This is a genomic window from Streptomyces sp. NPDC006733 (genome assembly GCF_040636125.1).
GTDB lineage: Bacteria > Actinomycetota > Actinomycetes > Streptomycetales > Streptomycetaceae > Actinacidiphila.
In genome coordinates this window covers 1-13,251 of the sequence record NZ_JBEYJD010000021.1, presented here as the reverse complement: position 1 = coordinate 13,251, position 13,251 = coordinate 1, and the positions used below count along the sequence as shown (strand labels likewise).

The window sequence follows — 13,251 nt, the reverse complement described above, 5'->3', positions numbered from 1 at the left end:
GACGCGGCGCGGTTCACCCGTCGTCGCCCGCGCCCCGCAGGACGATCCGGTGCTCGCCCGCGTACACGTTCATGGAGGTGCCGCGCAGGAACCCGACGAGGGTCAGCCCGGCCTCGTCCGCCAGGTCCACCGCCAGCGACGACGGGGCGGAGACCGCGGCCAGCACCGGGATCCCGGCCATCACCGCCTTCTGCGCCAACTCGAAGGACGCGCGTCCGGAGACCAGCAGGACCAGGTCCGACAGCGGCAGCAGGTCCTGCTGCAGCGCCCGGCCGACGAGCTTGTCGACGGCGTTGTGCCGGCCGACGTCCTCGCGGATGTCCACCAGTTCGCCGTCGGTGGTGAACAGCGCGGCCGCGTGCAGCCCGCCGGTCCGCTCGAAGACCTGCTGGGCCGCCCTGAGCCGGTCGGGCAGGACGGCCAGCAGATCCGTGCCGACCCGGACCGGGGGAGTGTCGGTGATCTTCCACAGGGCGTTGGTGCGCACCGCGTCCAGGCTCGCCTTGCCGCACAGGCCGCACGAGGACGTGGTGTAGACGTTCCGCTCCAGCGTGATGTCGGGGACGGTGACGCCCTCGGCCAGCCGGACGTCGACGATGTTGTAGGTGTTGGACCCGTCCGCCACCGCTCCCGCGCAGTACACGATGTTGGCGATCTGGTCGGCGCGCCCGATGACGCCCTCGCTCGCCAGGAAGCCCACGGCGAGGGCGAAGTCGTCGCCGGGGGTGCGCATGGTGATGGCCAGCGCCTTGCCGTTCAGCCGGATCTCCAGTGGCTCCTCCGCCACCAGGGTGTCGGCACGGTGCTCGGCCGCCCCGTCCCTGACGCGGAGTACGCGGCGGCGCTCGGTGATCCGTCCCATAGCTGATCAGTCCCGGTTCTGTACGTACTGGCTGACCGGACGCGGTCTTCCGCGAAGGTCGTCTTCAGTAGACTGTAGAGGGCAACCAAATCCTCGATTCCGAGCGAGAGCAGACATGAGCGAGCAGCCGAACGCCTCGGGCACCTTCATCGCGGACGAGGACGTCAGAGCGCGACTGCTGTACCTGCGCGGCAGCATCGACAATCTGGACGCTGCCCTGGTGCACCTGCTCGCCGAGCGGTTCAAGTGCACCCAGCAGGTGGGCGAGCTGAAGGCGGCGCACGACCTGCCGCCCGCCGACCCGGCCCGCGAGGCCGCCCAGATCACCCGGCTGCGGAAGCTGGCCGAGGACGCGCGGTTGGATCCGGCCTTCGCGGAGAAGATGCTGAACTTCATCATCGGCGAGGTCGTGCGCCACCACAAAGTGATCGCGGGCCGCTCCGCCGACGCCTGACGCCGACGCCTGACGCCCTGACGCCGACGTCGTTCACCGTCGCGGGTGTGGCGTTCACCCCACTCACCCCGAAGTTGCAGCTTCTCGGAACGCGTGTCGCTAGGGTCGCGCCATGGACGCCCGCCCGGGCGTCCCGACGATGTCCGGACTGCGGCCTGGCGCCGCCCATGTCACCGCAATGCGGGCGAATGCGTCAATGGCGACGCCTCCACGCGCTGCGCTTGAGTCAGATTCTAGGCGGGACCAGTGAAATCCAGCTGGTGCACCACGAGGACTGTGCGGCTCTCGGTGATCCCGCCGACGATCTACGGGCGTGTCTGATCCGGCTCCGTGACAACCAAGGGTCGCCCCATACCGATGTGGTGCGCGGCCTCGTCGACACGCGCGGTGGTGTTCTGCGCGAGATCCGCCCCGAACGAGCGGAGAACTGATGACCCTCATCCTCAAGCCCGGCACGGCCTGGTCCGACGCCTGGCAGCGTTGCGTCGAGGTCGCCCCGGAGGCTTTCCACGACGATCGCGTACTCAACTACTGGAACGGCCGCTGGCAGGCGGACGGCCGGCTGCTGCCGACCACCTCGCCCGTCGACGGCTCCCCCCTCGCCGCGCTCCCGCGGCTGGACGCGGCCAGCGCCCACCTCGCGGTACGGGCCTCGCTGGACCAGCACCGCGCGTGGCGGGAGGTGCCGCTCGCCGACCGCAAGGCGCGGGTGAGCGCCACCCTGGACGCGCTGACCGAGCACCGTGAACTGCTCGCGCTGCTGCTCGTCTGGGAGATCGGCAAGCCCTGGCGGCTCGCCCAGGCGGACGTGGACCGGGCCATCGACGGCGTGCGCTGGTACGTCGACGAGATCGACCGGATGGTCGAGGGCCGTACCCCGCTGCCCGGACCCGTCAGCAACATCGCCAGCTGGAACTACCCGATGAGCGTGCTGGTCCACGCCATGCTGGTGCAGGCGCTCGCCGGCAACGCCGTCATCGCCAAGACCCCCACCGACGGCGGCCTCGCCTGCCTGACCCTCGCCACCGCGCTGGCCGCCCGTGAGGGCCTGCCCGTCACGCTGGTCAGCGGCAGCGGCGGCGAGCTGTCCGAGGCGCTGGTCCGGGCCCCGGAGATCGGCGCGGTCTCCTTCGTCGGCGGCCGTGACGCGGGCGGGCGGGTCGCCGCCTCCGTCGCCGACCTCGGCAAGCGGCACATCCTGGAGCAGGAGGGCCTCAACGCCTGGGGCGTGTGGAACTACACCGACTGGCCCACCCTGACCGGCCACATCCGCAAGACCTTCGACTACGCGAAGCAGCGCTGCACCGCCTACCCGCGGTTCGTCGTGCAGCGCGAGACGTTCGACCAGTTCCTGACCGCGTACCTGCCGGGCGTCCAGGCCGTCACCTTCGGCCACCCGCTGGCCGTCGAGCACCCCGACGACGACCTGCCCGAGCTGGACTTCGGGCCGCTGATCAACGCGGCCAAGGCCAAGGAGCTCGGCGACCTGGTCTCCGAGGCGATCAGCCGGGGCGCGGTCCCGCTGCACCACGGGTCCATCACCCAGGGGCGGTTCCTGCCCGGCCAGGACACCTCCGCGTACCTGCCGCCGGTCACCCTGCTCAACCCGCCCTCGACGTCGCCGCTGCACCACGCGGAGCCGTTCGGCCCGGTCGACACCCTCGTCCTGGTCGACACCGAGGCCGAGCTGCTGGCCGCCATGAACGCCAGCAACGGCGCGCTGGTGGCGACCCTGGCCACCGACGACCAGGAGACCTTCGCCCGGCTCTCCCCGCAGATCCGGGCCTTCAAGGTCGGCCACAACAAGCCGCGTTCGCGCGGTGACCGCGAGGAGCTCTTCGGCGGCTTCGGCGCCTCCTGGCGCGGTGCCTTCGTCGGCGGCGAACTGCTGGTCCGCTCCGTCACGCAGGGGCCGGCCGACGAGCGGCTGCCCGGCAACTTCCCGGACTACCGGCTGCAGCCCAGCTGAGCCCCGGCCGGCCCGGGCGCTGGTGCGCCCGGGCCGGTCACCCGATCCCCTGGTGGTCGGCGAGCAGCGCGAACTCGCGGTCCGCCGCGTCGGGCACCGCCAGCTGCACGGCCTGCTCGACCAGCGCGCGGTGCCGCTCCAGCGGCCGGCGCCGGTCCGGCGGGACGAGCGACAGCAGGTCGCCGAGCCCGGCCAGCAACCGCCGGGTGACCTGCGGGCTGGTCGTCGCGCACAGCCGGATCTCGGTGAACCCCAGATCCACCAGGTCGCTCCAGGACGGCAGATCCTGCACCAGCCGCACCGCCCCCGAGCGGTCGGTGTGGTGCACCGCGCCCAGCGGCCGGTCCGCCACCGCCGCGAGGAACTGCACGATCCGGTCCAGGCACTGCACGGCCGTTGTCGGATCGTTGACGGCGGGCGACAGCGCCCGCAGCCCGATGTCCGCCAGCTGCCGCAGCCCGAACCCCAGGTCCTGGTGGAACGTCCGCTCCACCGCGACCGACACCGTGGACCTCAGCAGCCGCACCGGCAGTCTTCTGTCACCCGGGCCGTGCACCGTCAGCAGCGGTGTCCCCGGCACCACGAAGTCCCCGATCCGCGGCACCAGCCGCAGCACCGTCCCGCTCCGCCGCGCGATGCGCACCAGCCGCGCGATGTTCACGTCCCGCAGCACCCCCGCCCGCCCCTGGTGCGTGATCACCGAGACCTCTGCTGGCAACCGCAGCGCCGCCTCCGGGGACCGCAGCGGATGCGTCCCCAGCACCTGGAAGGACTCCCGGGTGATCCGGTCGATGACGTAGCCGATCCGCATGAGCCGGATCGTGGCGTTCACATACGCCACGAACAGCGCCAGGCTGATCATCACCAGCAGCACCGCGGTCAGCAGCGTGAACACCGGCACGCTCGTGACCAGCTTCGGATCCTGCTCCCCGTCGTACGCCGCCTGGCCCACCAGCGAGAACAGGAACGTCGCGAGGAACACCGCGAACGTCGCCTTGGTGATCCGGCTGCGCACGTACAGCCGCACCACCCGCGGCGAGAACTGGCCGCTCGCCATCTGCAGCGCGACCAGCGAGATGCTGAAGACGACCCCGATGAACGTCAGCATCGCCGAGCCGACCGTCGTCACGACCGACTTGGCGTCCTCGGAGATCTTGATCAGCGACGTGACGGAGTCGTAGTCGCCCTCGTCCTGCAGCGCCCCGACCAGCCAGGTGTCCAGCCCGCCGACACCCACCGCCAGCAGCAGCGCCCCGACCAACCCCACGGCGGGCGCGAACCAGAACGTATCCCGCAGATGCTCGCGCAACGGCGACAACGCCCGTGGCCTGCGACTCTCACGCCGTGTAACCGAAGGTGACATATCGCTCACACCCGGACCCTACGCCCTCACACCCCCCAAAACCGGCACCCATATGCAGGTGAGAACCACTCCGATTCCTTGGTATCGTTGTCCATGTCGCCGCGGGAAACCTCGGCACACACCCTGTCCGGGTGGCGGAATGGCAGACGCGCTAGCTTGAGGTGCTAGTGCCCTTTATCGGGCGTGGGGGTTCAAGTCCCCCCTCGGACACCATGGCTCAACCGACGGTGTCGGCCGATCTTCGGCCGGCACCGTCGTGCGTTGTACGGTCCCCCGCATCACGATTCCGGTCGCCCGGCGACAGCGTTCCGGCTCGCCGGGCTGCGCCCGTCCGGACGGGCCCGCGTTCTCGCTGTGCGCGACGAGCCGGAAGATCAGTGCGCGGATCAGCAGCTGCTGCCAGTCGGGATGGTCGTCGCCGCTTCTCAGCAGGCCGGGCGGAAGGTCGAACCACAGCAGGCCGTCGGCGATGACGATGGCCTCGGCGAACGCCGCGGGCCGCCAGTACGGCGAGAAGTCGATCACGGCGGGCGCGTCGTCCGCGGTGAAGAGTACGTTGCCGGTGAGGTCGCCGTGGATGAGCTGCGCCGCGTCCTGCCGCACGGGGCGCCGCAGCTCCAGCAGCGCCGAGTACGGTTCGGCGAGGTCGTCGATCACCTCGACGTGCTGCTCGCCCCAGGCGACGCGGTCGGCCACCGCCCACGGGTGGGTCCGCCGACCGAGGAAGTCCGGCCGAGGCTCCTGCCGCAGCGCGGCATGAAAGGCCCGACCGGCGGCCAGCACCTCCGCCCAGCGCCCCCGCGGACCAGGCTCACCGCCGAGGAACCTGCCCGCCGCCCAACCGCCCACCGCACACCGCCCGTCGAGCGCCCGCAGCGGCGGAGGCACCCGAAACCCGGCACCGGCCCGCAGCCTTTCGGACAGGGCGGCAGCCCACTCGATCTCGTCCGCGTCCCCCTCGGCCGGCTTGAACACCCAGCCACCCACGAGAACGCTCTGCCCCTGCCCGCCGGCGAGCGGGACGGGAGTGCCCGTCACCCCGAACGCATCGAGGACGGCACGGGACGGCGTCGCACGATTCGGCAGCTCACTCACCCCACCCATCCTGCCGACCCCACCTGACCCAGCGCACCTCCATTACCGCAGCCGGCGGTGGGTTGCCAGGTTGCTGGGGGCGTACGAAAGTGAAAAGGCGCCTCATATCGGTGGCTGTGGTTCTGCCGGTGTGGGGGGCGTTGTCCCGGCCCTGGACCTCGGTGGGGATCTTCAGGCTCTGCCGGGGGGCGAGGCATGATCGGCACCGAACGGCGTCATGAGCAGGGGCAACTGACCGAATCGGAGTGCCGGGAGGTGCTGGCCCGGTCCGTGGTCGGACGGCTGGCGGTGGTGCGGCACGGGATTCCGCACATCGAACTCGTCGGCATCATCCATCTCGACGGCGAACCGGTGGCGCTCCTGCCCGAGGGCAGCACCATCACCCACACGCTCTCCGCGGTCATCTCACCCCGGCGGCTCGTCGTCCTGCACGCCGACGACGCCGACGACGTCGCCGACTCGCGGCCGTGGGCGCAGGCCGTCACCGCCGTCGCCCGGCCGCGCTGGGTGGTCGGTCTGGACGATCTGTGCGACTGCCGGCGGGCCGCTGAGATCCGTGGCCTCGACCACGGCGCCGTCGCCTGGTTCCTGGCGCTGCCCCATCCGACTCTCACCGGTCACCGGGTGCCGCTGCGCCGTCACGCGCGGGCGGACGTGCGTGACGGCGCACTGCGGCCGGCGACCGCGCCCGAGTAGCGCGGTCGGTGGGTCAGGGCCTGACGGGTTCGTTGGTGGCGACGATGGCGAAGACGGCGCCCTGCGGGTCCTGGAGGACTGCCATCCGGCCGACCTTGTCCATGTCGAAGGGCGGCGCCATCACCGAGCCGCCGGCGCGCACCAGTGCGTCGGTCGTGCTGTCGACGTCGTCCACGCAGAAGTTCACCAGCCAGTGCGGCGGGACGCCTTCCGGCAGGTTCTCCATGCCCTGCACGCCGCCGATGGTGCGGCCCTTGACCTGGAGGCCGGTGAATTCCGGCATCTCCGGCATCGGGGCGGCCTCCAGGCCCAGTACCGCCTGGTAGAAGACGCCGGCGCCCTTCGGGTCCGAGGTGCTGAGCTGGTTCCAGACCAGCGCTCCGGGCTCGTTGACGATCTCGGCGCCGGCGAACTCCTTCGGCTGCCACGCCCCGAAGACCGCGCCCTGCGGGTCCACGGCGACCAGCATCCGGCCGGTGTCGCCGACGTCCATCGCGGGTGCGATCAGGGTGCCGCCGTTCGCGGTGATCGCGGCCTGCGTGGCGTCGGCGTCCGCCGTACAGAAGTAGGTGGTCCAGTTCGGTGGCGGTGCGGGCTGGTCGCCCATCGGCGTCGCCTGCATGATCCCCGCGACCGGCTTGCCTCTCAGCGTGCAGATCGAGTAGCCGCCGAACTCCTCGGCGCCGATCTCGCCCTGCCAGCCGAAGAGGTCACGGTAGAAGTCCAGGGCGGCCTGCTGGTCCGGAACCATCAGGTCGACCCAGCATGGTGTACCCGGTTCATAAGGAGCGGTGACTTCGGACATCGTGCGTCTCCCAGCGGTGGTCCGCGCGAGCGCGCGCCCGCGCGGGAGTGAACCCCTCTACGGACCACCTTGCTCGCGCTCCGCCGGGAGCGCCATCGGACGCACGGAAGTGCCCGCTTCCGACCGTCCCGGCACGTTCAGTAGCGGGTGCCCGTGGCTGCCGGGAGGTTGTTCAGTTCGGTGAGGTCGGCGGGGGAGAGGGTGAGGTCGGCGGCGCCCGCGTTGTCGTCGAGGTACTTCGGGGTCTTGGTGCCCGGGATGGGGACGACGTAGCGGCCCTGGGCGAGGACCCAGGCGAGGGCGACCTGGGCGGGGGTGGAGCCGGTGCGCTCGGCGATGGTGCGGACCGTGCCGACCATGGCGAGGTTGGCGGCCAGGGCCTCCCGCTGGAAGCGGGGGAGGTTGCGGCGCATGTCGTCGGCGGGCAGGTCGTCGTAGGAGGCGAAGCGGCCGGCGAGGAAGCCGCGGCCCAGCGGGGAGAAGGGCAGGAAGGCGATGCCCTCGCGCTCGCAGTACGGCAGGACGTCCGCCAGCGCGTCGCGGGTCCACAGCGACAGCTCCGACTGGACGGAGGCGACCGGGTGGACGGCGTGCGCCCGCGCTATCTCCTCGACCGTCGCCTCGGACAGGCCGATGCGGCGGGCCTTGCCCGCGGCCACCGCCTCCGCGAGGGCGCCCCAGGTCTCCTCGACCGGGACCTCGGTGTCGATGCGGTGCAGCTGGTACAGGTCGACGTGATCGGTGCCCAGCCGGCGCAGGCTCGCGTCGATCGACGCCCTGACGTGCTCAGGGCGTCCGTCGCGCCCGTAGACCGGCCGTCCCTCGTCCGTGCCGGTCACGACCAGGCCCACTTTGGTGGCCAGGACGGCGCGCTCCCGGTGGCGGCCCGCCAGCGCGCGGCCGACCAGCTCCTCGTTGGTGTGGGGGCCGTAGGCGTCGGCGGTGTCGATCAGCGTCACCCCCAGGTCCAGGGCGCGGCGGATGACGTCGACGGACACCGTGTCGTCCCGGCCGCTCGGGTCGTAGGCATGCGTCATGCCCATGCAGCCGAGTCCGACGACGCCGACTTCGGGGCCCTTGCTGCCGAGAGTGGTGGTGCGCATGGACGCTGCTCCTTCGGATGGCTGTGGAGTCGGCCGCCGGCGGACGACCGGTTCGCCGCGCGATCGCCGACGATGATCACCCTGCCGTATCGCGGCGGGCGGGGCTCGCGATTATTCGGGCCGCCCGCCGACGGTGGCGACCGCCGTCGCGCCCGTCCGGCACCCCGCCGCGGCGGCCTCGGCCAGGTCGGCGCCCGCGAGCCGCGCCGCCAGGAAGCCGCCGGCGAAGGCGTCGCCGGCGCCCGTGGTGTCGACGGCGTCGGCCGCGACCCCGGGCACGCGGGCGGTGAGCGTGCCGCGCTCCGCCACCAGCGCCCCGGCGCCGCCCAGCTTCACCACCGCCACGCCGTGGGCGGCGCTCAACCGCTCGGCGGCGCGCACGGGGTCGGCGAGGCCGGTCAGCAGCCGGGCCTCGGCGAGGTTCGGCAGCAGTAGGTCCGCGCCCGCGGCGGCGTCCAGGAAGGGGCGGACGCCGAGCTGCTGGATGAAGCCGGTGGAGGCGGGGTCGACGCTCACCGGGATCCGCGCGGCGCGGGCCTCGGCCATGGCGAGCGCGGCGAGCCCGCGGCCGGGTTCGTTGAAGAACAGGTAGCCGGACAGGTGCAGCCGGCCGGCTCCGTCGAGCAGCGCCGGGTCCCAGTCCGCCGGGCCGAGCCGGACGCTCGCGCCGCTGTCGGTGACCAGCGTGCGCTCCGCGGCCGCGTCGACCAGGGCGATGACGACGGCGGTCGGCAGCGACGGGTCGACGCGCAGATGCGGCCGTACCCCGCAGCGCCGCAGGACGTCGCGGTGCCACTCGGCGGAGTCCGCCCCGGCGCGGGCCAGCAGCCGCACGTCGGCGCCCGAACGGGCCGCCCAGGCGGCGGTGTTGGCGCCGGAGCCGCCGGGCCTGACCGCGATCCGGGCGGAGGTGTCGGTGTCGGCCGCGAGCGGCTTGCGGTGCAGGGCCACGATGTCGGTGACCACGTCCCCGATGACCAGCAGGGCCGCACCGGCCCCGGTCACGCGGACCGTGACCAGTGCGCGGCTATCGCGGAGGCGAGCTCGACGTTGCCCCGCACCGCCGCCAGGTTCGCCTCCAGGGAGGCGCCGCCGGTGTGCTCGGCGAAGTACGCGAGCAGGAACGGCGTGATCGCCTGCCCGGTGACCCCGGCGGTGCGGGCCGCCGCGTGGGCGGCGTCGAGCACGCGGTGGTGCAGCTCGGGGTCGAGCTGCTGCGCCTCGGGCACCGGGTTGGCCACGATCAGCGCGGCGCCCGGACCGCCGAGCGCGTCCTGGGCGCTCATGACAGCGGCGACCTCGGAGGGCTCCCGCACCGTCCAGTCCAGCGGCTCGCCGGACGTCGTCAGGTAGAAGCCGGGGAAGGTGCGGGTGCGGTAGCCGACGACGCCGACGCCGAGGGTCTCCAGCCGCTGCAGGGTGGCCGGTACGTCGAGGATCGACTTCACGCCCGCGCAGACGACCGTGATGCGGGTACGGGCGAGCAGCCGCAGGTCCGCGGACTCGTCCTGGTGGCTGACCCAGTCGCGGTGCACCCCGCCCAGCCCGCCGGTGGCGAAGACCCGGATCCCGGCACGGGCGGCCAGGAACGCCGTGCCGGAGACCGTCGTCGCGCCGCTCGCACCGGTGGCCAGGGCCGGCGCGAGGTCGCGGTAGCCGAGTTTGCGCAGCTCCTGGTCGCTCGCCACCCGCTCCAGCTGGTCCTTGCCGAGCCCGATGTGCGCGGTCCCGTCCAGGACGGCGACGGTCGCCGGGACGGCGCCCGCGGCGCGGACGATCTCCTCCAGCTCCACGGCCACCCGCAGGTTGCGGGGCCGCGGGAGGCCGTGGGAGATGATCGTCGATTCGAGGGCCACCACCGGCGCACGCCGGTCGAGTGCCTCCCGCACCTCGTCGGAGAGCGCAAGGGAGAGCGAAGGAGGAACGACTGTACGAGGGTCCATCTCTCATTCCTGTCGGACCGCCGGCGTTCCCAAACCCTTCGGCTCACACCTCCCTCTCCGATTCCGCGCCCGTGGCGGGCGGATCGATGCCCGTCAGCTCGCCGTCCAGCCGCACCCAGCGGGTGATGCCGATACCGCGCAGGAACGGCAGGTCGTGGCCGGCCACGATCAACGCCCCCTGGTACGAGGCCAGGGCCGCGGTGAGGCTGCGCACGCTGGCCAGGTCCAGGTTGTTCGTCGGCTCGTCGAGCATCAGCAGCTGCGGGGCGGGGTCGGCGAGCATCAGCGCGGCGAGCGACGCGCGGAACCGTTCGCCGCCCGAGAGCGTGCCGACCCGCTGGTCCGCGCGCCCGCCCCGGAAGAGGAAGCGGGCCAACCGCGCCCTGATCTGGTTGTCGGTCGCGGCGGGCGCGAAGCGGGCGACGTTGCCCGCGACCGTCAGCTCGTCGTCGAGCAGGTCGAGCCGCTGCGGCAGGTACCGCATCGGCACGTGCGCCACCGCCTCGCCCGCCACCGGCTCGATCTGCCCGGCGATCGTCCGCAACAGGGTGGACTTTCCCGCCCCGTTGCGGCCCAGCAGCGCGATCCGCTCCGGGCCGCGCACCTCCAGCTCGGCGCGGGCACCGTAGCGGGCCTCCAGCCCGTGCACGGTCAGTACGGTCCTGCCGGCGGGAACGGCGGTGTGCGGCAGGTCGATCCGGATCTCGTCATCGTCCCTGACCGCCTCGACGGCCTCGTCCAGACGCTCCTTCGCCTCCTCCAGTTTCTCGGTGTGCAGGTTGCGGTGCTTGCCGGCCGAGACCTGCGCGTCGCGCCTGCGCTGGTTCATCACGATCTTCGGCTCGCGCTTGGTGTCGAACATCTTCTGGCCGTAGCGGGCCCTGCGGGCCAGCTTGACCCGGGCCTCGGTCAGCTCGCGCTTCTGCCGGCGCACATCGGTCCCGGCCGCCCGCACCATCCGCTCGGCAGCCTCCTGCTCGACGGCGAGCGCCTCCTCGTACGCCGAGAAGTTCCCGCCGTACCAGTGCGTCTCGCCGCCGCGCAGCTCGGCGATCCGGTCGACCAGCTCCAGCAGCTCGCGGTCGTGGCTGACCACGAGCAGCAGCCCGGACCAGGACGCGACCGCGTCGTGCAGGCGCTGCCGGGCCTCCAGGTCCAGGTTGTTGGTCGGTTCGTCGAGCAGCAGGACGTCGGGCCGGCGCAGCAGCAGGGCCGCCAGCCGCAGCAGGACCGACTCGCCGCCCGAGACCTCGCCGATGGTGCGGTCCAGGGTGATGTGGCCGAGGCCGAGCTGGTCGAGAGTGGCGCGGGCGCGCTCCTCCACGTCCCAGTCGTCGCCGACCGTGGCGAAGTGCTCCTCGCTCGCGTCGCCGTCCTCGATCGCGTGCAGGGCGGCGCGGGTCGCGTCGATGCCCAGCGCTGTGTCGACCCGGACGGACGTGTCGAGCGAGACGTTCTGCGGCAGGTAGCCGACCTCGCCGGTGACCTTCACCTGGCCGTCGAGCGGGCGCAGTTCACCGGCGATGAGCCGCAGCAGCGTCGACTTGCCCGAGCCGTTGAGCCCGATCAGGCCGGTGCGGCCGGGGCCGGCGGCGAAGTCGAAGTCGTCGAGCACGGCGGTGCCGTCGGGCCAGGCGAAGGAGAGGCGGGTGCAGATGACCGAAGGGGGTGAGAATGCCATGGAGGCCTCCTGGTTGCTGTGATGGGACGGCAACTGCGGAGACACCGGAACGCGACGAGGCTCGACCCCGAAGGGGAGATGGCTGGGTGGTGACGCCCTGGCGGAACGGGAGGCGGGTCACTGCCGAGGTCGCACTCGGGCCACGCGGGCATACCCACGGGCGCGGTGTCTCATGACCTCACACCAGCAACGGCCTACTCCGATCGACGACAACAGGGCCGAGAACGACGGTACGCCTGCGGCTGCGGGCGTGCAACGCGTTTATCGAGCCCCCTGCCCGGCCCTCGCCCGCCCCCTGCCCGGCCCTCGCCCGACCCCCGGCCGGCTCCTGCCCAGCCCCCTGCCGGCTGCGTCGCGAGGCCGTCTTCCGCAGTGGCGGGTGATGTGCTGAGGTGTGGGCATGGTTGACGACTCCGCTTACCCGACGGTGCCGCTCCACCCCCACACGGTCCCCGCCCACGAGGCGGAGGCGCGCAGCAGGGCCTTCCACGAGGTCATGGCGAGCCGGCGGACCGTGCGGGACTTCTCCTCCCGACCCATTCCGCAGGGCGTCGTCGAATGGGCGATCCGCACCGCGGCCACCGCCCCGAGCGGGGCGAACGTGCAGCCCTGGCGGTTCGTCGTGCTCACCGACCCGGAGCGCAAACGGGTCCTGCGCGAGGCGGCCGAGGCCGAGGAGCGCGAGTTCTACGAGCGCCGGGCCTCCGAGGAGTGGCTGGCGGCGCTCGCTCCGATCGGCACCGACTGGCACAAACCGTTCCTGGAGAGCGCGCCGGCCGTCATCGTCGTCTTCGAGGTGCACAAGGGCCCGCAGTCGCCGCGGCCGTACTACACCAAGGAGTCGGTGGGGATCGCCGTCGGCCTGCTGCTGGCCTCGCTCCACCAGGCGGGCCTGGCCACCCTCACCCACACCCCGAGCCCGATGCGCTTCCTGAACGACGTCTGCGACCGCCCTCCCGAGGAGCGCGCCTCGTACGTCATCCCGGTCGGCTACCCGGCGGAGGACGCCCGGGTCCCCGACATCCACCGCAAGGAGCTCGACCAGGTCGTGGTCCGGCTCTGAGCCGCCGGTCCGCCGGGACGCCCCGGTATTGATTTGGTCCTGCGTCCCCCACCGCGTAGGGTTGGGTTTACCGACGCGGGGTGGAGCAGCTCGGTAGCTCGCTGGGCTCATAACCCAGAGGTCGCAGGTTCAAATCCTGTCCCCGCTACTTGTACGGCGGGCCCCCAGGGGCCCACCCACTGCACGCCCGAATCTCAGTGCCGCCGCCACGCCTATA

At 72.4% G+C, this 13,251-nt stretch carries 12 protein-coding genes and 2 tRNA genes; 6 read left to right on the top strand and 8 right to left on the bottom strand.

All coding sequences use genetic code 11. The features are described 5' to 3' along the window. Nucleotides 1-13: 13 nt before the first annotated feature. Nucleotides 14-862, bottom strand: coding sequence for a formate dehydrogenase accessory sulfurtransferase FdhD (gene fdhD, locus ABZ721_RS19765; protein WP_358789919.1), 849 nt, complete (start codon nucleotides 860-862; stop codon nucleotides 14-16). A gap of 115 nt (nucleotides 863-977) precedes the next feature. Here fdhD and ABZ721_RS19760 point away from each other — a divergent pair, with 115 nt between their 5' ends. After that, nucleotides 978-1,316, top strand: coding sequence for a chorismate mutase (locus ABZ721_RS19760; RefSeq protein ID WP_358789918.1), 339 nt, complete (start codon nucleotides 978-980; stop codon nucleotides 1,314-1,316). A 430-nt stretch (nucleotides 1,317-1,746) separates the two neighbouring features. Continuing rightward, the gene (locus ABZ721_RS19755) at nucleotides 1,747-3,285 is read left to right on the top strand and encodes an aldehyde dehydrogenase family protein (RefSeq protein WP_358789917.1); all 1,539 of its coding nucleotides are present in this window, start codon (nucleotides 1,747-1,749) and stop codon (nucleotides 3,283-3,285) included. A gap of 37 nt (nucleotides 3,286-3,322) precedes the next feature. Here ABZ721_RS19755 and ABZ721_RS19750 read toward each other — a convergent pair whose 3' ends face one another. Beyond that, a complete protein-coding gene (locus ABZ721_RS19750) occupies nucleotides 3,323-4,648 on the bottom strand; it encodes a DUF2254 domain-containing protein (RefSeq protein ID WP_358789916.1) in 1,326 nt (441 codons plus the stop codon). Between the two features lie 125 nt (nucleotides 4,649-4,773). On the opposite strand from ABZ721_RS19750, the gene ABZ721_RS19745 reads away from it, so the two are divergent. Then, a tRNA-Leu gene (locus ABZ721_RS19745) sits at nucleotides 4,774-4,861 on the top strand. On the opposite strand, the gene ABZ721_RS19740 is transcribed toward ABZ721_RS19745, so the two are convergent. Continuing rightward, the gene (locus tag ABZ721_RS19740; RefSeq protein WP_358789915.1) at nucleotides 4,823-5,743 is read right to left on the bottom strand and encodes an aminoglycoside phosphotransferase; all 921 of its coding nucleotides are present in this window, start codon (nucleotides 5,741-5,743) and stop codon (nucleotides 4,823-4,825) included. The genes ABZ721_RS19745 and ABZ721_RS19740 overlap by 39 nt on opposite strands. Nucleotides 5,744-5,938: 195 nt before the next feature. Between ABZ721_RS19740 and ABZ721_RS19735 the strand changes: the two genes are divergently transcribed. Beyond that, a complete protein-coding gene (locus ABZ721_RS19735) occupies nucleotides 5,939-6,439 on the top strand; it encodes a hypothetical protein (RefSeq protein WP_358789914.1) in 501 nt (166 codons plus the stop codon). A 13-nt stretch (nucleotides 6,440-6,452) separates the two neighbouring features. Here ABZ721_RS19735 and ABZ721_RS19730 read toward each other — a convergent pair whose 3' ends face one another. The 5 genes from ABZ721_RS19730 to ABZ721_RS19710 form a co-directional block, all read right to left on the bottom strand. Further along, entirely contained in the window at nucleotides 6,453-7,244 is a 792-nt protein-coding gene (locus ABZ721_RS19730) for a VOC family protein (protein WP_358789913.1), read from the bottom strand. A gap of 137 nt (nucleotides 7,245-7,381) precedes the next feature. Then, a complete protein-coding gene (locus ABZ721_RS19725) occupies nucleotides 7,382-8,347 on the bottom strand; it encodes an aldo/keto reductase (protein WP_358789912.1) in 966 nt (321 codons plus the stop codon). Nucleotides 8,348-8,458: 111 nt separating this feature from the next. Then, on the bottom strand, nucleotides 8,459-9,352 hold the full coding sequence (locus ABZ721_RS19720) for a PfkB family carbohydrate kinase (RefSeq protein WP_358789911.1): 894 nt from the start codon (nucleotides 9,350-9,352) through the stop codon (nucleotides 8,459-8,461). Continuing rightward, nucleotides 9,349-10,290, bottom strand: a complete 942-nt coding sequence (locus ABZ721_RS19715; protein ID WP_358789910.1) for a pseudouridine-5'-phosphate glycosidase — start codon at nucleotides 10,288-10,290, stop codon at nucleotides 9,349-9,351. The genes ABZ721_RS19720 and ABZ721_RS19715 overlap by 4 nt, the downstream gene beginning before the upstream one ends. 43 nt (nucleotides 10,291-10,333) lie before the next feature. Next, nucleotides 10,334-11,971, bottom strand: coding sequence for an ABC-F family ATP-binding cassette domain-containing protein (locus ABZ721_RS19710; protein ID WP_358789909.1), 1,638 nt, complete (start codon nucleotides 11,969-11,971; stop codon nucleotides 10,334-10,336). Between the two features lie 400 nt (nucleotides 11,972-12,371). Here ABZ721_RS19710 and ABZ721_RS19705 point away from each other — a divergent pair, with 400 nt between their 5' ends. Together ABZ721_RS19705 and ABZ721_RS19700 are read left to right on the top strand one after the other, a co-directional pair. Next, a complete protein-coding gene (locus ABZ721_RS19705) occupies nucleotides 12,372-13,034 on the top strand; it encodes a nitroreductase family protein (RefSeq protein WP_358789908.1) in 663 nt (220 codons plus the stop codon). A gap of 74 nt (nucleotides 13,035-13,108) precedes the next feature. Next, nucleotides 13,109-13,182: transfer RNA gene (locus tag ABZ721_RS19700), tRNA-Met, on the top strand. The last annotated feature ends 69 nt before the right edge of the window (nucleotides 13,183-13,251 follow it).

Excerpts from the sequence above, each read along its gene's own strand:
- ABZ721_RS19705 (WP_358789908.1), top strand. The coding sequence starts at position 12,372 with ATGGTTGACGACTCCGCTTACCCGACGGTGCCGCTCCACCCCCACACG.
- ABZ721_RS19730 (WP_358789913.1), bottom strand. The coding sequence starts at position 7,244 with ATGTCCGAAGTCACCGCTCCTTATGAACCGGGTACACCATGCTGGGTC.
- ABZ721_RS19755 (WP_358789917.1), top strand. The coding sequence starts at position 1,747 with ATGACCCTCATCCTCAAGCCCGGCACGGCCTGGTCCGACGCCTGGCAG.
- ABZ721_RS19725 (WP_358789912.1), bottom strand. The coding sequence starts at position 8,347 with ATGCGCACCACCACTCTCGGCAGCAAGGGCCCCGAAGTCGGCGTCGTC.
- fdhD (WP_358789919.1), bottom strand. The coding sequence starts at position 862 with ATGGGACGGATCACCGAGCGCCGCCGCGTACTCCGCGTCAGGGACGGG.
- ABZ721_RS19750 (WP_358789916.1), bottom strand. The coding sequence starts at position 4,648 with ATGTCACCTTCGGTTACACGGCGTGAGAGTCGCAGGCCACGGGCGTTG.
- ABZ721_RS19710 (WP_358789909.1), bottom strand. The coding sequence starts at position 11,971 with ATGGCATTCTCACCCCCTTCGGTCATCTGCACCCGCCTCTCCTTCGCC.
- ABZ721_RS19735 (WP_358789914.1), top strand. The coding sequence starts at position 5,939 with ATGATCGGCACCGAACGGCGTCATGAGCAGGGGCAACTGACCGAATCG.
- ABZ721_RS19715 (WP_358789910.1), bottom strand. The coding sequence starts at position 10,290 with ATGGACCCTCGTACAGTCGTTCCTCCTTCGCTCTCCCTTGCGCTCTCC.
- ABZ721_RS19760 (WP_358789918.1), top strand. The coding sequence starts at position 978 with ATGAGCGAGCAGCCGAACGCCTCGGGCACCTTCATCGCGGACGAGGAC.